Source organism: Sinanaerobacter chloroacetimidivorans, assembly GCF_018128545.1.
In the GTDB taxonomy this organism is placed as follows: domain Bacteria; phylum Bacillota; class Clostridia; order Peptostreptococcales; family Anaerovoracaceae; genus Sinanaerobacter; species Sinanaerobacter chloroacetimidivorans.
Genome location: NZ_JAGSND010000019.1, coordinates 55,786 through 73,443, shown reverse-complemented (window position 1 = coordinate 73,443; position 17,658 = coordinate 55,786). Strand labels below are relative to the sequence as shown.

18 protein-coding genes are annotated in these 17,658 nt (G+C 43.4%); 3 read left to right on the top strand and 15 right to left on the bottom strand.

From position 1 onward, the window contains the following. Positions 1-11 precede the first annotated feature (11 nt). Both KCX82_RS19420 and KCX82_RS19415 read right to left on the bottom strand, forming a co-directional pair. A complete protein-coding gene (locus KCX82_RS19420; RefSeq protein ID WP_013623327.1) occupies positions 12-602 on the bottom strand; it encodes a helix-turn-helix domain-containing protein in 591 nt (196 codons plus the stop codon). A 504-nt stretch (positions 603-1,106) separates the two neighbouring features. Continuing rightward, positions 1,107-1,691, bottom strand: coding sequence for a TetR/AcrR family transcriptional regulator (locus KCX82_RS19415; RefSeq protein ID WP_227020151.1), 585 nt, complete (start codon positions 1,689-1,691; stop codon positions 1,107-1,109). 139 nt (positions 1,692-1,830) lie between these two features. On the opposite strand from KCX82_RS19415, the gene rph reads away from it, so the two are divergent. From rph to KCX82_RS19400, 3 genes are all read left to right on the top strand, one after another. After that, the gene (rph, locus tag KCX82_RS19410; RefSeq protein ID WP_227020150.1) at positions 1,831-4,449 is read left to right on the top strand and encodes a rifamycin-inactivating phosphotransferase; all 2,619 of its coding nucleotides are present in this window, start codon (positions 1,831-1,833) and stop codon (positions 4,447-4,449) included. Positions 4,450-4,706: 257 nt separating this feature from the next. Beyond that, on the top strand, positions 4,707-5,594 hold the full coding sequence (locus tag KCX82_RS19405) for an ABC transporter ATP-binding protein (protein WP_227020149.1): 888 nt from the start codon (positions 4,707-4,709) through the stop codon (positions 5,592-5,594). Next, a complete protein-coding gene (locus KCX82_RS19400) occupies positions 5,594-6,394 on the top strand; it encodes an ABC transporter permease (RefSeq protein ID WP_227020148.1) in 801 nt (266 codons plus the stop codon). Before KCX82_RS19405 ends, KCX82_RS19400 begins: the two co-directional genes overlap by 1 nt. Before the next feature lie 282 nt (positions 6,395-6,676). Here the strand turns inward: KCX82_RS19400 and KCX82_RS19395 are convergent, their stop codons facing one another. The 13 genes from KCX82_RS19395 to KCX82_RS19335 form a co-directional block, all read right to left on the bottom strand. Beyond that, the gene (locus tag KCX82_RS19395) at positions 6,677-7,714 is read right to left on the bottom strand and encodes a coiled-coil domain-containing protein (RefSeq protein WP_227020147.1); all 1,038 of its coding nucleotides are present in this window, start codon (positions 7,712-7,714) and stop codon (positions 6,677-6,679) included. 12 nt (positions 7,715-7,726) lie between these two features. After that, positions 7,727-8,068, bottom strand: a complete 342-nt coding sequence (locus KCX82_RS19390; RefSeq protein ID WP_227020146.1) for a DUF192 domain-containing protein — start codon at positions 8,066-8,068, stop codon at positions 7,727-7,729. A 10-nt stretch (positions 8,069-8,078) separates the two neighbouring features. Continuing rightward, on the bottom strand, positions 8,079-9,023 hold the full coding sequence (locus KCX82_RS19385; RefSeq protein ID WP_227020145.1) for a type II secretion system F family protein: 945 nt from the start codon (positions 9,021-9,023) through the stop codon (positions 8,079-8,081). An 11-nt stretch (positions 9,024-9,034) separates the two neighbouring features. Further along, the gene (locus tag KCX82_RS19380) at positions 9,035-9,982 is read right to left on the bottom strand and encodes a type II secretion system F family protein (protein WP_227020144.1); all 948 of its coding nucleotides are present in this window, start codon (positions 9,980-9,982) and stop codon (positions 9,035-9,037) included. A gap of 8 nt (positions 9,983-9,990) precedes the next feature. Then, positions 9,991-11,358, bottom strand: a complete 1,368-nt coding sequence (locus tag KCX82_RS19375) for a CpaF family protein (protein ID WP_227020143.1) — start codon at positions 11,356-11,358, stop codon at positions 9,991-9,993. Between the two features lie 40 nt (positions 11,359-11,398). Then, on the bottom strand, positions 11,399-12,634 hold the full coding sequence (locus tag KCX82_RS19370; RefSeq protein WP_227020142.1) for an AAA family ATPase: 1,236 nt from the start codon (positions 12,632-12,634) through the stop codon (positions 11,399-11,401). 20 nt (positions 12,635-12,654) lie between these two features. Further along, positions 12,655-13,365 (bottom strand): Flp pilus assembly protein CpaB, encoded by a 711-nt coding sequence (gene cpaB / locus KCX82_RS19365; protein WP_227020141.1) that lies wholly within the window; start codon positions 13,363-13,365, stop codon positions 12,655-12,657. Positions 13,366-13,442: 77 nt separating this feature from the next. Beyond that, positions 13,443-14,426 carry a pilus assembly protein TadG-related protein gene (locus KCX82_RS19360; protein WP_227020140.1) on the bottom strand — a complete coding sequence of 328 codons (984 nt, stop codon included), beginning with the start codon at positions 14,424-14,426 and terminating at the stop codon, positions 13,443-13,445. A gap of 34 nt (positions 14,427-14,460) precedes the next feature. Further along, positions 14,461-14,847, bottom strand: coding sequence for a TadE family protein (locus KCX82_RS19355; RefSeq protein ID WP_227020154.1), 387 nt, complete (start codon positions 14,845-14,847; stop codon positions 14,461-14,463). A gap of 99 nt (positions 14,848-14,946) precedes the next feature. Next, a complete protein-coding gene (locus KCX82_RS19350; RefSeq protein ID WP_227020139.1) occupies positions 14,947-15,108 on the bottom strand; it encodes a Flp family type IVb pilin in 162 nt (53 codons plus the stop codon). 118 nt (positions 15,109-15,226) lie between these two features. Next, complete coding sequence (locus KCX82_RS19345) at positions 15,227-15,886, bottom strand: prepilin peptidase (protein ID WP_227020138.1); 660 nt, start codon at positions 15,884-15,886, stop codon at positions 15,227-15,229. A 75-nt stretch (positions 15,887-15,961) separates the two neighbouring features. Continuing rightward, complete coding sequence (locus KCX82_RS19340) at positions 15,962-16,219, bottom strand: putative Se/S carrier protein (RefSeq protein ID WP_227020137.1); 258 nt, start codon at positions 16,217-16,219, stop codon at positions 15,962-15,964. Positions 16,220-16,302: 83 nt separating this feature from the next. Continuing rightward, positions 16,303-17,544, bottom strand: a complete 1,242-nt coding sequence (locus KCX82_RS19335) for a D-alanyl-D-alanine carboxypeptidase family protein (protein WP_227020136.1) — start codon at positions 17,542-17,544, stop codon at positions 16,303-16,305. Between the last annotated feature and the right edge of the window lie 114 nt (positions 17,545-17,658).

The window sequence follows — 17,658 nt, the reverse complement described above, 5'->3', positions numbered from 1 at the left end:
TGGATAATTGATTATGAGGTTTTTCGACATTCAGTCGGTGTCTGTCCAACTTGGTACTGTTGTATCAAGTCCATATGCTTCTTTGATTTCTGAGTGATGCGGTGAGCTTTGGTTGCCATGTATTCTATCAGGCAGTCCTTTGGTATCAAGTATTTGTTGTAGTACCACACTCCGAATAATTTCTCTTTGGATATCCATTGTGATACTGCGGTTTGGCTGTAGCCCGTCATTTTTATGACATCGCCCACGGTAAGGGCATCCGGAAAGCTGCTCCACTTTTTCTTTAGCATCTCCATGAATTTACCCGCATCTATTTGAACCTCTGCCCGACGCTTGGGTCTATATTTTATTCCGCTTGAAAAAATTCCGGGAGGTGTCAGCAGGGACTCCGGAGAATCTTCTAAGCGGGTAAGGTATTCTACCACATCCGTTATCCGGATTTTGAACCTACGGGTCTTTTTCCCTGTATCCTCGCAGGGGATATACCCGTTCTCTAAAAGCCATGTGGCTTTTCGTTTGCTTATTCTGCAAATTCTGTAAAATTGGTCGTGACATATCTTTTCCGGGTATTCAGCCAGAAGGTGAGAGTAGTCAGTTGCCATGTCCATCCCTCCAATGCATTGATGGTGCAGACAGATATCAGCTCTGTCTGTTTTGCGTTATTCAGTTTTAATCAATGTCAATGGTAGGGTTCGCTGTGGTTTATGTTTTTATAAATGCCAGGAAACTAAAGTATCTTAAGGTTATTTCGCTGGTTGTTTTTCTACGCTTTTTCTACACTTTGCTCTGAAAACCGTAAAATTCGGGGGTTGAGCCGAAGCGTGGCAACTTCATGGTTTTCGCCCGAAAAGCCTTGATTCATGCGGGTTTGCTGGATTTCAAGGTGTCTCAAAGTCACCTTGATAATCTCATCGGAACTTGCCCTCAAATAACTCGAAATCAGTTTGGGAGCAATCCCACGTGGGTTCGAATCCCACCTTCTCCGCCAAAAACAAGAAGATAGGGGCCCGCCTCTATCTTTTTGTTTTTTTGTAACTGTGGTGGGATTCGAACCCGCAAGGGCGGCCGCCTCTCCGCTGGAAACCTCAAGACGGATGATGAGTAAATCAGTCCTCTTTTCCCAATAAGCCGTACAAAAATAACCGGAAGATCCCCAGTTTATATTCGTCGCTGGTTTTCAGATAGTCGGGCTCCTGCATGATGGATATCGACGCGTAAAGATATTTTAATATCGCGTCATTCGGAATATGCTCGTCAATCGCTCCTTCTTTTTTCCCAAGATCGATAAATTGTGAATAGATATGAATCGATTTTATCGTTGCCGCTTCCCAGTATACATGCTGAAAAGCTTTATCTGACCATGCATACTCGCTGAAATGAGAACGGCTTGCCTCAATCACCGCGTCATGCTTTTTTGCCATGACTATCTTAATTTTTTCCGGAAAAGGGATTTCTCTGTTCAGAATTTCTTCATATTCTTGAATCACTTTATCAAGAATGTCAATCAACACCTCTTTGGCTAGGGTGTTCTTATCTCCGAAGTAGTTATAGATCGATACCTGTGAAACATGTGCTTTTTTCGCGATTTCACCGACTCCGACTTCCGTAACGCCGCGCTCGGTAAAAAGCTCCCTGGCGGCATTGATGATTGCTTCCTTCTTTGCTTTCGTTCTTTTTTCGTAACCGTTCATAATTATCACCTTAGAACTATCATACCATAGTTTTGTAATATTGCAATATATATTTCAAAACATATTGACAACATGACTTTGGCAGGTATATTATGAAATCATAAGGCACATATTTCAAAACTTTACAGAGGTGATTTTAATGAAACCATATGTTTTAAACTTCCTTGAAATAGACAAAACCAAGCTTTCGGCTGTGGGCGGCAAAGGCGCAAACCTCGGGGAGCTGGCCGGAATTGACGGAATTCGGGTTCCCGAAGGCTTTTGCATTACAACCGACGCATACAGAAAATTCACGGAGAACAATGCACAGCTGAAAGAATTGCTCGAAAAACTTGTCGGAGTAAAATCTGATGAAAAAGACCTGATTTCGGAAATCAGCGGAAGCATTCGTTCGGTAATTGAAAACTCAAGCATGCCAAAAGAGGTTGAAAATGCCATCATTGAAGCGTTGTCACCATTTGATAGGCAGCAGGCCTTTGCCGTGCGTTCAAGCGCTACCGCTGAGGATCTGCCCGGCGCCTCCTTTGCCGGTCAGCAGGATACGTATTTGAATATCAGAGGCCAGGAAGAAATACTGAAGCATGTAATTAAATGCTGGGCTTCTCTATTTACCGACCGTGCCATGATCTATCGCATTCAGAATGGCTTCGATCACCGAAAGGTACTGCTGTCCGTTGTGATACAGAAAATGGTGATGTCGGAAGTGTCAGGTATTTTGTTTACCTCCGACCCCCTAACCTCCGATAGAAAGACCATGTCGATTGACGCCGGATTCGGACTAGGCGAGGCATTGGTGTCCGGCCTTGTGAATCCCGACACCTATAAAGTCCAGGACGGGGTAATCGTCTCTAAAAGAACCGGCATACAGACGCTTGAAGTCAGGGCCGCCGAAGGCGGAGGTACCCATGAAATGAAAATTGAAGAAGGCAGGCAGAAAAATCAGGCACTTACTGAGACGCAGATCCTTCGCCTTGCCGGCATTGGAAGGAAAATCGAGGACCATTTCAGATGTCCGCAGGATATCGAATGGTGTCTTGCTGCCGGCGAGTTTTACATTGTTCAAAGCCGCCCCATCACGACACTCTTTCCAGCCCCTGAAAGCCGTGACAATGTAAAACGCGTCTACATGTCGGTGGGCCATATGCAGGTAATGACCGATCCCATCTTGCCTCTCGGCATATCGTTTTTCGAATTCGCATCGCTTTTTCCCGTAGACCGGGCCGGCGGGCGGATATATGTGGATATCACCTTCGACCTGACTACACCGCAGGGCAGACGGATGGTAAAGCAAAAAGTCGACAACATGGACCCGTTGATGGCGAGTGCCGTTAGAAAGGTCATGGAAAATAACGACTACATTAAGGGCCTTCCGAAGGGGAAAGGCAACCTGTTAAAGGGAGCCAACCTTCTCCCGTGGATAAAAGAAGCATTCAGGATGTACAGAAAGAATGACCCTACCATTCTTGACGAAATGATCAGACTGAACGAGAATTCACTCCAGAAGCTTGAACAAAGCCTCCGGAATCTTTCGGGGGACGAGGTATTTGATTTTATTCTTGAAGATAAAAAAGAGCTGCAGGCAAGGCTGTTTGACGCTACAGGCTTCGGAGCGGTGCTTGCCTGCCAGTACGTGTCAGGCTGGATCAACAGAAATACTGAAAAATGGCTGGGAGAGAAGAATATTACAAACTCGCTGTCAAAATCAGTGGAGCACAATGTCACCTCCGAGATGGGGCTTGCTATCTGCGGTGTTGCCGATGTCGTTCGCAAGTACCCTGAGGTACGCGAATACTTCGCTCATGCGGATGACGAGAGCTTTTTCGATGGCCTTTTAAAGCTTCAAGGTGGTGCGGAGACAGAAGCCGTCATTAGGGATTTCCTTCAGAAATACGGAATGCGCTGTCCGGCGGAAATTGACATTACCAAACCCCGCTTCGACGAAAAGCCGACGCAGCTCATCCCAGTCATTCTGAGCGACGTTAAGCTTTTAAATCCCGGAGAGCATATCGTGAAGTTTGAACAGGGAAAACACGAAGCCAAGGTAAAAGAAGACGAGATCATCAGATGCCTTCAAAAGCTTCCCGGCGGCGCCAAAAAAGCGAAGAAAGCAAAGAAGAGGATCAGTGTATTCCGCAACTTCGTCGGTGCAAGGGAGTACCCGAAATATTTCTGGGTCAGCAGATTCGCGATCTACAAACGGGCGCTTTTGAAGGAAGCAGAAAAGCTCGCGGCCGCAGGCGTTATCAATAACGTAAACGATGTATTCTATCTTTATTTTGACGAGTTCCGCGAAGCGGTCAGAACAGGCCGGGCGGATCAAACTCTGATTGAGAACCGCAAAAATGAATACGCCCGTTATGAAAAGCTGACGCCGCCGCGTATCATTTTGTCGGACGGAGAAGTCCCCTCCGGAGAATATAACGCCAGTAGCACCCCTGAAGACGCGCTTATTGGTGTTCCCGTGTCACCTGGTGTCGTCGAGGGCCGTGCGAGGGTGGTTTCCAGATTAGAGGACGCCCATGTTGAAACAGGCGACATTCTTGTGACCCCCTTTACCGATCCAAGCTGGACGCCGGTTTTTGTTACCATTGCGGGGCTTGTCACCGAGGTGGGCGGCGAAATGTCGCATGGCGCGGTGATTACCCGTGAATACGGTCTTCCGGCGGTCGTCGGCGTGGAAAACGCGACGAAGCTGATCAAAGACGGGCAGAGGCTGCGCCTGAATGGTACAGACGGATACGTGGAAATATTGGGGTAGCCTTATGAATTGCCATACATGCTCAGTTATAGCATATTTTACTGCTCACGCCCAAGTGGCATCTTTTCTTACCTAACCTCTTAATACAAGGATATCCATCCAAACGGATGGATATCTTTTTATTTTATAAGTATGGTGGGATTCGAACGGAAAAATGAGACTAAATTGATTTTTATGGGAAGAATAGAACGAGGAAATAATAGCGGAAATAGGCCGCTATCTGAAAATCCTTAAAGTGTATTTCAAGGAGAGTATTTATGAGTGTAATTGAAATTCAAAATCTTACAAGGGATTACGGGGATGGACGCGGTGTGTTTGATCTTTCCTTCTCGGTGGAAAATGGAGAGGTGTTTGGATTTTTGGGGCCGAACGGCGCAGGCAAGACCACCACGATCCGGCATCTGATGGGCTTTCTTCAACCGAAATCGGGAACCTGTTCCATCGGCGGACTGGACTGCTGGCGCCACAGCGCGGCAATCCAGAAAAAGCTCGGTTATATCCCCGGTGAAATCAATTTCTTCGACGACATGACAGGAACAGACTTTTTGGAATTTGTGGAAAAATACCGCGATATTAAGTTTCATAATCGTAAAAAAGAATTGCTCGATCGTTTCGAATTTGATCCTCGTGGTAAACTGAAAAAAATGAGTAAGGGTATGAAACAGAAGGCCGGCATTGTAGTGGCTTTTATGCATGATCCCGATGTGTTGATTCTTGATGAACCGACCAGCGGGCTTGATCCGCTAATGCAGAACCGCTTTATTGAGCTGGTCATAGAAGAAAAAACACGCGGCAAAACGATTCTCATGTCCAGCCATATGTTTGAGGAGGTTGAGCGCACCTGCCATCGGGTCGGCATCATCCGAGACGGCAAGCTGGCTGCGGTAGATTCTGTAGATGCGCTGAAAGCAGCACAGGTTAAGAAATACGTTATCACTTTTGAAAATTCTCAAGCAGCCAAAAATTTTGCTAATAAAGAGAATTTACAAACAGAGGTGTTGACGAATCACCGAGTAGTTGTAACAGTACGGAATAATATCCAGGAGCTGATTGCCGTGATGAACCGTTATCCCGTGGCGAATCTCTCTGCTCCGACTCAAAGTCTTGAGGAAATCTTCATGCAATATTACGGAGGTGCGCAATAATGTTTAATTTTACATTATATAAGCAGGGAGTCAAAGGAAGCTGGAAAATGCTTTTGATTTTTGCCGCTGTATTAACATTGTATGTCTCGATGATTATTTCCATGTTTGATCCGGAAAAAATGGCTCTTCTGGACGAATATGTGAAAATAATGCCGGAATTCATGGCTGCTGTGGGCATGACTGCCGGTGCGACAACCCTTCTCGGGTTTATGTCGTCATATTTATATGGATTTATTCTGATTGTATTTCCTATGGTTTTTGCCATTCTTTATGGAAACAAGCTGATTGCGAAATATGTGGACAGAGGCTCCATAACCTATCTTCTTGCCGCACCCGTAAAACGCCGTGCTGTGGCATTTACGCAGATCACAGTGCTAGTTACAGGAATTTTCGTACTTGTGCTTTATGTGACTTTGATTGAGCTTGCGGTTTCAAAAGCAAGCTTCTCGGAAGAACTTTATATCTGGAAACTGCTTTTATTGAACTTAGGACTTTTATGTTTGCATCTGTTCATAGGCGGGATTTGCTTTTTCTGCTCATGCCTGTTTAGCGATGCAAAATACAGCGTAGGCTTTGGTGCGGGCATCCCGGCATTAGCGTATATTATCCAGATGCTTTCAAACACAGGCGAACAAGTGGAAAACGCGAAATACGCCACATTTTTCACCTTGTTTAGCCCAGAGGGAATCATCGCGGGAGAAACCGGTGCGATTGCGGGAATGATTGTACTGTTCATCGGTGCAATTGTGCTATTTTCAGCAGCGATTGCGGTATTTTCAAAAAAGGATTTGCATATTTAATTTCGTTAGCATTACATCTTTTATGACCTGACTTCTTAAAAAAACAGGGCCAATGTGGTCCCTGTTTTTTTATGCACTAAATAAGGGGGATAAACGAAAGAATTCCTTTCAGTTGAAGTTTTCAGCGAGATGGTCCAAGCCTGTCACACAGGCGCAGGATAGCAGATGCGAAATCACACTATTTCTACTTCGTCAATATTACCCGGTGCAATTGTGTTGTCCCCTTTTTTACTATTATTGTAAAATGTGATATTCAACCAGCATCGAGTGTTAATAACGATCTTATTTTATACTATTGATTTCCTCCATCTTCTTTCCTTTATTCAGCTGCACCTCCAGCATAGAGATTTTAGACTCCGCCTCACTCAGCTTTTTCAAGGCGATGAGTTTATCTATGGTGATATCCGACTTTTCCTGAATCAGATTCATCGTTTTTTTGTATTCCTCTTCCATTTGAATCGTAAGGGTCTTATTGGACTGGATCAGCTTATCATTTTGAATATTGATGTTTTCCAAGGACTCCGTCAAAGCCCGTATCGTAGACTTTAACGCAGCAACCTCAGCTGTTAAGGATTCCATGGCCTGTTCTCTCATCATACGATCTGTATTCTGTTTTGCAATAAGGTCCGTCTGTACGGAAAGCTGCTCTGTAAGCTCATTTACCTTTGCAGTGAGTTGTGCCACCTGCCCTTCCGTCTGAAGCGCTTTCCAATATTTAATTTCATCTCTTTCAGTTTCAAGGCGGCTGGATAAATCCGAAACCATATCTCTGAGTTTTTTGGATTCCATCTTTTCGGCGATAAGCATTTCCTTTTGCGCTTCCGTCTCCAGATTGGACTGCTCCAGTTTGATCATTAAATCATGATTTGCCTGATCCATGAAATCGATCTTCTTTTCCAGATTCGCCTTCGTATCTCTGCTTCTTTTCAGTTCCTCTTCCAGCGCCGCAATATGATTCTTCAGGGCAATGATATCCTGAACTGTAAACTCTTTATTTTCAAGCTTAAAGGTCATCATTGCTTCGCAAAGATTCTGGTATTCCGTGTCAAGCTTATCCAGTTTTATCTGCAGAGATTCATTATTTTTTCTGACTTTTTCCTTTTCCTCATAGAGGGTTTGCTGATTCTTGTAAAAGGTTTCCGACATGATCTGCTGATTCTTTCTGAGTATAGAGAGATATTCCAGAACGGACTGCTTGGTATATCCACCAAAAGATGTTTTCAGATAAGCGTCCATATCTGCTTCCTCTGTTTTTACACGCAGCAATTCCACGATATTCATATCATGGTTATTTCCGCTGTCCAGCTTGTTTAATGCCATACGACGATCCTCCTATTCTTGATTCACCGATAATTGCAGCTGCTCCCCCAATCTGATTTTTTCGTGTGCTGTCCCTTCAGCAAGCTCCAGTACGTGAGCCGCCTTTCTGACATACTTCCCCATCTTCCAGGGTCTCAATGTCTCAATGTAAAGAACCTTCATTTCATTTGATAAATAGACAGCATCAATGGCCATCTTCATAAAAAAGCAATGAATGGCGGGACAATGAAAAAGCAGCATACCTTCTTCCTCAGAAAGGCTTTTTTTGCCTAAAAGACCTATCAGTCTTGCAAGGAAAGAATCTGCTATTTGAATACGATTTGCGATTACTTTATTTTCACTGTAAAGAATCATGTTACCACCCCTATAAAAAATTAACAGCAATTTTAACAAAAGCAGGTCCTAGTAAAACAATAAAAATGACCGGAAATATGAAAAATGCCATCGGCAGTAGGATTTTAACCGAGACCTGCATGGCCTTTTCCTCAATTTTATTTCTCCTGGTCTGGCGCATTAATGCAGATTGGGAACGAAGCACGTTCTTGATGGAAATTCCCAGCTGCATAGCTTGTACAATGGCTCTGACAAAGGTTTTCATCTCTTCAATCTCACACCTGTCACCCAGAAGGAGCAGCGCTTCTTTTCGATTTCTGCCCATGGACATTTCCCGATTCGTTATGGCTATTTCATCAATGAGAGGCCCCTCAAAATGATTGACCACATGCACCATGGCCTGTTCCAATCCAAGTCCCGCCTCCACACTGACGCTCAGCATATCCAATACTTCCGGCAGCATTTTCTGCATTTCGCTGTGTCGATAAGAAATCCTCCTCGCCAGATGAAATCTTAGAATCACAAAGGCTGCATAAATGCCAATCATTCCGAGAAAAAAAATACCGAATAACGGCAAATCCAGTGATAAGGAAATCATCGCTAAAATCGCACCTGATCCGAACATAACCATAAGACGAACCAGATGATACTCATTTACCGATATTTTTATGCCTGCCTGTCGCAGCTGTTTTTTTAACTTTATGCTTTGACTGCTTTGGGCTTTCCCATTTGCGGTTCTTTCTTCCGGTATAAACCTTCTGATTCCCTGAAGTATATTTTTAAATAATGGTTTGAAAATACGTTCGGACAATGGCTTGCTCAGCTCTTCATCCAATGAAAAATTTTTCTTGTGATCGGCAACAGAGTGAAGTCTTTTTTTTATTAAATCCTTCTGTTGGCCATAACTGCTTAATTTTATAAAAATAAGTGTATAAATCAGCATTCCTGCCGTGACCGCTATCAAATATATCATCATAAGAAAATCCCTCAATATTGAATATCCGCAATTTTCCTAATTGCTAAGAAACCGATAAGTTCAAGAATTACACTGATAACCAACATGATATTTCCTAAAAAACTATTGATGAAGTATTTGACATACTCCGGATTAATAAACATCAGTGCGATAAAAAGGATCAGCGGAAGCAGTCCAATAATCAAGGCAGAAATTCGCCCTGACGATGTAAGAACTCGAACTTCCTGCTTGATCCGGATCCGGTCCTTGATGGTATTGGCGATGACATCCATAATATCCGACAGGTTACCCCCTACCTTGGCTGAAGTGAGAACAGCCGATACCAACAGATCCAGGTCCCTGTTTTTCATACGTTCCGTCATATGAAGCAGGGCTTCTTCCTGAGGCACCCCAAAGTGTATCTCTCTGATGGCCCGTTCAAACTCCGCAGCGATAGGCGTCTGCATATCCGAAGCGACACTTTCCATTGCCTGTCGGAAGGAAAAGCCTCCCTTTACCGCATTCCCCATGATTACCAGCGCCTCTCCCAGCTGCCTGCTGAAAAGCTCCTGTCTTTTTCTTCTGGCTCGCTGCAGCAGCAGAGGAGGTACTACGAAACCAAGGATTCCCATTGCTGTCACTGTGATAATATGCAAGCCAACGAGAGAAAATAGAAACATAGGAATAAAAACGGAACCGATCCAGGCATACAAAAACTCATTTGCAGTCAATCGAACCCCTGATGAAGCAACGTAATCGGAAAATTCCTTGCTTACCAGTTTGTTCATATTCTTTTTTTTCTGCGCTTTTTCATAACGTTCCCGTATTACCTGATCTTCAATATCATCTATTGAACTCTTCCGGAAGTATTTTTTGATTCTCTCCTTCACGATCTCCTTTTCAGAAATCGGTGTTTTCAGATGAACCAGAAAATATACAAGCAAGCCACTGGAAATAGAAATCAGCAGTATCTGTATCATTTCACACCTCAGTTCATAAACCAATCATCTTTCACTAAAACACCGCAGGACGCTATTTTTTCAAGAAAGCTCGGCCGTATTCCTGTTGAGTAAAAATTACCGGTCAATTTTCCGCTGGCATCCAAGCCTTCCGGCTTAAAATAAAAAATATCCTGCAATGTTATGGTGTCACCTTCCATACCCACGATTTCAGTAATATTCACAACCTTTCTGGATCCGTCCTTCAGACGTGACTGATGTACCACAATATCTATGGCTGAAGAGATCTGCTCCCGTATTGCTTTAACGGGAAGCTCCATTCCCGCCATCAGTACCATTGTTTCCAAGCGGGACATGAGTTCTCTGGGGGAATTGGCATGGGCAGTGGTCAAGGAGCCTTCATGTCCGGTGTTCATGGCTTGGAGCATGTCCAAGGTTTCCTCTGATCGAACCTCACCGACGATGATCCTGTCAGGCCTCATACGCAATGAATTTCTTACAAGATCCCGAATGGTAACCTGCCCTGCTCCCTCCAGATTCGGCGGCCTGCTTTCCAGCGTGACCACATGATCCTGCCTGAGCTGCAGCTCTGCTGCATCCTCAATGGTAACAATACGTTCCGTATTGGGAATGAAGCCTGAAAGAACGTTCAGCAAGGTGGTTTTACCGCTTCCTGTACCTCCGGATACGATAATATTCATTCTCCCTTTGACACAGGCTTCCAAAAATGACATCATTTTCGGAGATACGGAGGTAAATCGAATCAGATCATTTACCGTAAAGGGCTTTTTTGAAAATTTACGAATGGTTATGGTAGGACCGTTCAATGCCAGGGGAGGAATAATGGCATTAAACCGGGAACCATCGTCAAGACGCGCATCCACCATGGGACTTGCCTCATCAATATGCCTCCCTACAGAAGAAACAATTCTGTTAATGACATGCATGACATGTGCATGATCTTTAAATTTAGCTGTAGAAAGTTCTATTTTTCCCCTTCTCTCTATATACACCTGCCATGGACCATTGACCATGATCTCCGTTATTTCAGGATCATCCAGCAGGGGTTCCAAAGGCCCCAAGCCGGCCACAATATGATACAACTCCCGAATCAGACGGGAACGATCTGCTCTGGAAATGGAGACGGGTTTTTCGTCAATCAGCATTTCAAGAGTTTTTAACAGATACTCCTCCTGGTTTTCTTCGGATGGGATTCCTCCGGATGCTTCAAGATTAATCTGTTCAATGATTTCTTTATGTATGATCTCTTTCAGCTCAGCATATTCATCATGAAAGATTTCCGTACCGCCTGCTCCGCTGATGCTGCTCCCGGAATGTTCCGGATCCGGTACTGCGGTTGCTGATTTTTGCTTTTCCAGTCTCTCCAATAAACTCATTTACTTACCCCCATTCTTTGGTCCGATTGCAGCAGTGATGTTATTTTTTCTCTTTTTTGAGAAAGGATTTTAATTTTCCGATTTTCACTTTTTCTTGCGGATTGACCGGAAACAGGTTTCCTTTCTTTTCACTGTTTTCACCTTCTCCATCCAAAAGAAGTCTGGCAACATCTTCAATAGATTGTGACAGCTTGCTCCCCGGATTGCTTAAGACAAACGGAATCCCTCTGTTCAAGGCAGTGACCGCTACTTTATAGTCACTGGGTATTTTGGCCCAAATAGGACATCCGAGTATACTCTGTACATCGTTGATCGTGATAGAGCTCATGTCTACTGCCCGGTTAACAATCAAACGAATTTTATCGGTTTGCTGAAGGGAATCCAATAAAGATAAACTAACCTTTGAATTTTTTAAGATAGAAATATCAAGACCTGTTACAAACAGGATGGTGGATGAGCTTTCCAAAGCCGTTAACGTCACCTCCGTAAAGAACGGAGGTGTATCGATCACAACATAGTCATAGTAAGTGCGCAGAAGGCTCAGCAAGCTTTGGATTTTTTCCGCTGATATGATTTCTGCGTATTCAGGACTTTTAGGAGAAGACAAAATATGGATCCCGCTGGAATGAACCGTCATAAAGCTGCGTACGGAATCAATATTGGAAGTAAAAAATTCCTGTACCAACTCTGATATGGTATCCGAAGGATCAATATCTAAAAAAATGTGAATGTCACCGAATTGAAGATCCAGATCCACCAAGGCCACTTTTTTATTGCTTTGGGCCAGCTTCACGGCTAGATTAACCGCGATGGTGGTTTTACCCAAACCGCCTTTGGCACCGAAAACCGTTACTACTCTTGACATCCATGATAGATTCTGTTTTTCATTTAATGCCTTGATACGCGAATTTTCATTATGATAAACAGATTTGATATACTCGGCAAATTCCTTCGATGAAGCAGGAAATTCCCTGACATTATGCACCCCGATAGCAATGGCACTTTGGAGAATCTCCACGTCTATGTATTCTGCCAGCAAAATGACATGGGTCCTGGGCCTGTGCAGGAACACCCTTTCAGCAAGGCTCAGCACATCATTGTCACCGGTACCCAGCGTCATGATAATAATATCAGGCATCAGGTTTTCAATTTTGTCCAAAGCTACAGAACCTGTTGTAGAATCCCCTACAATATGGATTTCCTCATCTTCAATAAAGTTTTTCATTACTTTAATATTTTTTTCCAGTTTGCTTACCAACATTACATTTATCTTCATGATTATGTACTCCTTTTTCTTCAGTTTGCCATTATGTTATCAAGCGTAATATTCGGTAAACCGGTTGTTTCTTCATCCAACGGAGATCTTAGAACAGCACGTAGCTGCCCTTTATATACCGCCAGACTGATCTCCATAGCCTGTTTCGGAGTGACCTCCAGGGTAATGGTAACATATGCACTGCCTTCTCCGTTCGCTTTACCCTGCGCAGACAGCACATTATCCACTGCCAGGATCTTTATATTTTCTGCCAGTAAGTTTGAGTAGGAGTCCAAAGGCTTACCTGCGCTCTGATATTCAAACTCACCGATGAGATCGATCCTATCCTGAGGCTTCAGCATTCCGGATAATCCGGTTGTAACATCCACCGCTATCGTTATGGCTCTCATTCCAGGCTCCAATGCATAAGCAAGTGTTCCATTCGTATTGTCCGCTACAGAGATCAATTTGCCTCCCAGGATTTGTTCTCCTGCAAGGATATCGGATTTTGCCACCTTTCCGATGACCTGATCCGGTTCTGTCATGACACCTGATATCACCGCCGTCAAAGGCAGCTCCGCAGCCGTGATCATATCCTCCGTTATGGTAACATTTGGAGGGATATCCATAGCTGCCGTCATAACTTTCATCTTCTCATCATCATTCATACTGCTAAGGGAGTTTAAAAAAAAGAAAATCAACAGTGCCGTAACCACTGCGGATAAGAGTGCAAATACTTTTACTTTTTTCACGATGAAACCTCCATATGAAAGACATCTGTTGATAATTAATTAAAAAATAAAATAAATTCTTGTCTTTTTATATTGAATCATTGAGTCAGCTTTATGGAGTAAACTCCATAATCTTTAGGAGATCCTTCTGTGGATGCACCAGGTATTGTTGTGCTGATATATTTTGCTTCTATACTTGCTTTACCGGCATCCCCGGACACACTCACTAAAAAAAAGGAAGCGAAACCTGTTACTTCAACTTTTGTATGCCCGCTCTCATCAATGATTTTAACAACGGGGGCAATTATCAAACGAGGGCAGTCTTCTTCATGACTATCATAGGTACAGCTTCGATGATCGTATTCTCCGGGTTTATAGATCCGATCTGTAACACTGCTAATGGTTGGACCTGCCATATTACCGTTTTCCGTATAGAAGATCGATCCCGTTGTCACATAACCGCTGTAGCCATCTACAATATTGTTGCCGTATACTTCGGCTCCGGATCCCCCCAGCGATAAAGCACCGAACCATCCGTTATCCGGGTATTCCTTATTCTGGTCTTTTCCTACCTTTAGCGTTATGGTGTTGCCAGGTTGTATGGTGGTCATCATACTATCCAATGCTGCAAGAGGAACAAGCCCCTTCACACCGCTGACAGGCTTCATCTCTGCTGATGCCAGCCGACAGACGGCTCCGCTTTCATTTCCAAGGATCCGGGCAAAGGTATATTCCACTTCCGTATCCCCGGAAGCTTTGACGCCCATTATTTTCCCATTCTTTGTTATTGGAGTTAATGTGACAGAATCAAGCCCGTTGGCTTGTGCGTATTCGTTGGCAATTGCAGCTGCCGAAGTCCATTCAGCGGAGGATACGTTCGCTGCCGGAAGCTCCTGAACCGCCGCCAGAGCAGCACTGTCCAAGGCATTCTGCAGTCTGGAAGCCTCCAGATACGCTATTCCCAAATCCGCTACCAGGGCTACACTGCCCAAGATAACAGTTAAAGCCAAAGCTACAATCACGGCCACGGCTCCATCCTGCTTTTCAGCCCATTTCTTATAAAAACCCTTTAATGATTTCATGGATTCCACCTCTTTCGATCATAGGTCAGTCTTATCAATTCTCCACTCTCATAATGGTTTTTGCTTTAATTGTAAAATTTTCTCCCAAAATAGCCGACAGGAAAGGGGTTAGCACAGGGATCTCCCCTTTCAGAGATAAGGTAATGACCTCAGAGCCTGCCGGTTTGTCAAGGGTCACGACGGTATTATTCAAAGACGGCATGCTGGCAGCGATAATGCTGGCAGCAATGGCTTTATCGTCATCTGTCGTGCTGTCATAATAGTGAATCGCCGTATACCGGGCAGCCTCTCTTGTGGAATTGCTGGCCAGTAGCTCATTGCCGAAGATCCAGCCGAAATCCAGGATACCGCAAAGAAATAAAAGAAGTACAGGCAGCATCAGGGCGAATTCCACCATGGCCTGGCCCTCCTCTTTTTTCATGTTGATCACCGTAACACCACCTATCCTTTAGAGGAAAAAGCCTCGGCCAAAAGCCGAGGCCCTTCATATGTATCTTTCTTAAGGATGCTGTAATTGAAATTAAAGCGAATTGTTAATGGCTTCAAATTTACCGTTAATCTTTGTTCCCAGAACAGTCAGAGCAGCGATTACTGCTAATGCAACCAACCCTAGAATCAGTCCATACTCCACCATTCCTTGTCCGCTTTCTTCTTTTACAAACCAGTTTAAAAATTTTTTCATGATAATTCCCCACTTTCCTTTTACATAGCATTTTTCCGATATTTTCTATTTTTGATTTGACTATAGCACCAATTTTTACAAAAGGCAATGGGGATAATTTGTCGAATAATGTAATTTTTTACGAAGGAATAAGAATCAAGCTTAAAGAGACAGCCATTCCAAGCATCATAAACGGGGCAAAGGGAAACATGGATACCAAAGTTAATTTTCGAAACCAGATTCCAAAAAAACAATATGCGATTATAGCTGCACTCATGACTAAAACGGCAGTCAGAAGAGCCGGATACCCCAGAGCAATGCCCATGATGCCTGCAAGTTTAATATCCCCGGCACCTACTTTACCCAAGCCGACAAGAAAACCTACCAGTGTGAACAGAAGCATCATAGCAAACATGCAAACAAACGCTATCAGAAGATCCTTCCATCCGAACTGTGTGAACTGAAATAAAATCCCTACAAACAAAGTGATCAGAACCATTTCATTGGGAATCAGATGAATGCTGAAATCAATCATAGCAAAGAGTAAAGCCAATGTGAAAAGGAGTGAAATGAAAAAAGCGCTTAGCGGATTCTCCATCAGGAAAGAAGCGGCCGTCCAGAAAGCCGAATTGATGATACAAAGGAAACCATGGACGATTTTGTTTCGGAACTGATTGGGGGGTATCTCTTTATCCCTTTGCAGACATTTTGCCTTCATCACTTTATCTGATATGTGCGGAGTAAAGAAACCGATGATTAGTCCTGATATGCCTTGAAAAACAACAAAAAATAAATTCACGAAGACACCTCCTCATTCTTGCTTGATTATAATCTTTCTTCAAGAAAATGTAAATAGAGGTATCTTCGTATTTATTTAAGCGATTTGTTTATAATTAGCGGTTCCGTTGAAATATTCTATTTCATAAACCCCTCTTGCGAGAATTTGATTTTTTTCTAAAATGTCCAGTGCAGAAAATATGGAATTTGTTTTTAAATAAACTGCATACCCGCAGGATCTTAAGAGGTCTGGCGGTAATTTTTTCAATGTGGATCTAATTCGGTTTTCCTGTAGCCTTTCTTGTGCATAAACAGCTCTATAAAATGAAGAAAAGGCTATTACGTATTCATTCATATTTTACTTTACCCCCTATAATTGTTTTATCGAAAAGCTTTTCAAAAACACCAGCTAGCACTTTCCAGTGTAGGGTCATACGCTTATGTCAAGGACTTGATCATTCGTATGTAAAGCTCAAGCAAACTTGCTTTCTCAACATTTTCTTCTGCAACAACAGGATATCTTCCCATTTCCTGGTCGTTTTTATATACGATAATTTCACCGATTTGATCACCTTTGGCAATGGGAGCATAAATTGAATCGTCAAAGACAAGATCTCCTCTGATCCCGTCTTTCTCTCCTTTTTTCACCAGAATGCTGATATTTTCAGGGGTAACTGCATTCACCATATTTGGAGATCCTTTTTCAATCATGACGGTTCCCATAGGCTCTCCCTTTTCAGCAAGCTTGACAGCATCATAATTTGCAAAACCGTAATCCAGCATCTTAGATGTTTCTGCAAAACGAACATTGGATGCAGGACTTCCCATGATCACTGCGATCAGGGTCAGGTCTCCTTTTGTGGCTGAAGCCGACAGACAGTATCCTGCTTCCTGTGTAAATCCGGTTTTGATGCCGTTTGCTCCCGGATAAATTTTTATCATCCGGTTTGTATTGGTGAGTCCCAGTTCTGTCTGCTTCTTTCCGGGCAAACCTACGGTGATGTTCGTCATCCAGGTATTAAACCATTCCTGTGTTTTTTTATGTTTATATAATTCCTTCGACATTAATGCTATATCATATGCGCTGGTATAGTGATTGGCTACTGGAAGGCCGTTTGTATTCACGAAATTCGTATCCTTCATGCCAAGCTCTGCAGCTCTTTTATTCATATTTTCAACAAAAATATCCACTGTGCCGGAATGAAATTCTGCTGCCGACACACAGGCATCATTAGCACTGGCTATTGCAATTCCTTTCATCAAGGTTTCCAACTCATGCTGTTCACCGGGTTCCATGTACATCTGACTGCCTCCCATACTGGCAGCTTTCTCACTAATGGTAACCTTATCCTGCAAGCTGATTTGCCCTCTATCTACCGCTTCCATAATTAAAAGCATTGTCATTACCTTTGTTACACTAGCAGGAGGCAGCCTATCGTGTGAATTTTGTTCAAATAGTACCGTTCCGCTTTCCGCATCAATCAGTATGGCAGATTTCGCGTCTACAGTCATGCCGATTGCACCGCCTGTTACGGAAGATGGCAAGACCGTACCCTCGGTGTCCACCGCACTGGAAAGAACGGAGACCGTTTCCTCTTCCTCCGCACATACTGCCCATGGTACCATTGCCATACACATGAATACCACAAGTCCGATTGCTATTTTTCTAAGATAATACACAACAAAACCCCCTCGCTATCAATCTTATATAAGATATTGATTTTATGGGGGTTTTATGACTATTTTCAACATTTCTTCGTCCACCCATTTTGGAATCAAATGGGTTGGAGAAAG

What these genes read in the sequence shown, in the direction of transcription:
- KCX82_RS19390 (WP_227020146.1), bottom strand. Translation starts at nt 8,068, where the DNA reads ATGATTCTTTACAGTGAAAATAAAGTAATCGCAAATCGTATTCAAATA.
- KCX82_RS19415 (WP_227020151.1), bottom strand. Translation starts at nt 1,691, where the DNA reads ATGAACGGTTACGAAAAAAGAACGAAAGCAAAGAAGGAAGCAATCATC.
- KCX82_RS19385 (WP_227020145.1), bottom strand. Translation starts at nt 9,023, where the DNA reads ATGATGATATATTTGATAGCGGTCACGGCAGGAATGCTGATTTATACA.
- KCX82_RS19370 (WP_227020142.1), bottom strand. Translation starts at nt 12,634, where the DNA reads ATGAAGATAAATGTAATGTTGGTAAGCAAACTGGAAAAAAATATTAAA.
- KCX82_RS19420 (WP_013623327.1), bottom strand. Translation starts at nt 602, where the DNA reads ATGGCAACTGACTACTCTCACCTTCTGGCTGAATACCCGGAAAAGATA.
- KCX82_RS19350 (WP_227020139.1), bottom strand. Translation starts at nt 15,108, where the DNA reads ATGAAAAAATTTTTAAACTGGTTTGTAAAAGAAGAAAGCGGACAAGGA.
- KCX82_RS19375 (WP_227020143.1), bottom strand. Translation starts at nt 11,358, where the DNA reads ATGAGTTTATTGGAGAGACTGGAAAAGCAAAAATCAGCAACCGCAGTA.
- KCX82_RS19395 (WP_227020147.1), bottom strand. Translation starts at nt 7,714, where the DNA reads ATGGCATTAAACAAGCTGGACAGCGGAAATAACCATGATATGAATATC.
- KCX82_RS19380 (WP_227020144.1), bottom strand. Translation starts at nt 9,982, where the DNA reads ATGATACAGATACTGCTGATTTCTATTTCCAGTGGCTTGCTTGTATAT.
- KCX82_RS19360 (WP_227020140.1), bottom strand. Translation starts at nt 14,426, where the DNA reads ATGAAATCATTAAAGGGTTTTTATAAGAAATGGGCTGAAAAGCAGGAT.
- KCX82_RS19355 (WP_227020154.1), bottom strand. Translation starts at nt 14,847, where the DNA reads ATGAAAAAAGAGGAGGGCCAGGCCATGGTGGAATTCGCCCTGATGCTG.
- KCX82_RS19340 (WP_227020137.1), bottom strand. Translation starts at nt 16,219, where the DNA reads ATGAATGAATACGTAATAGCCTTTTCTTCATTTTATAGAGCTGTTTAT.
- KCX82_RS19400 (WP_227020148.1), top strand. Translation starts at nt 5,594, where the DNA reads ATGTTTAATTTTACATTATATAAGCAGGGAGTCAAAGGAAGCTGGAAA.
- rph (WP_227020150.1), top strand. Translation starts at nt 1,831, where the DNA reads ATGAAACCATATGTTTTAAACTTCCTTGAAATAGACAAAACCAAGCTT.
- KCX82_RS19405 (WP_227020149.1), top strand. Translation starts at nt 4,707, where the DNA reads ATGAGTGTAATTGAAATTCAAAATCTTACAAGGGATTACGGGGATGGA.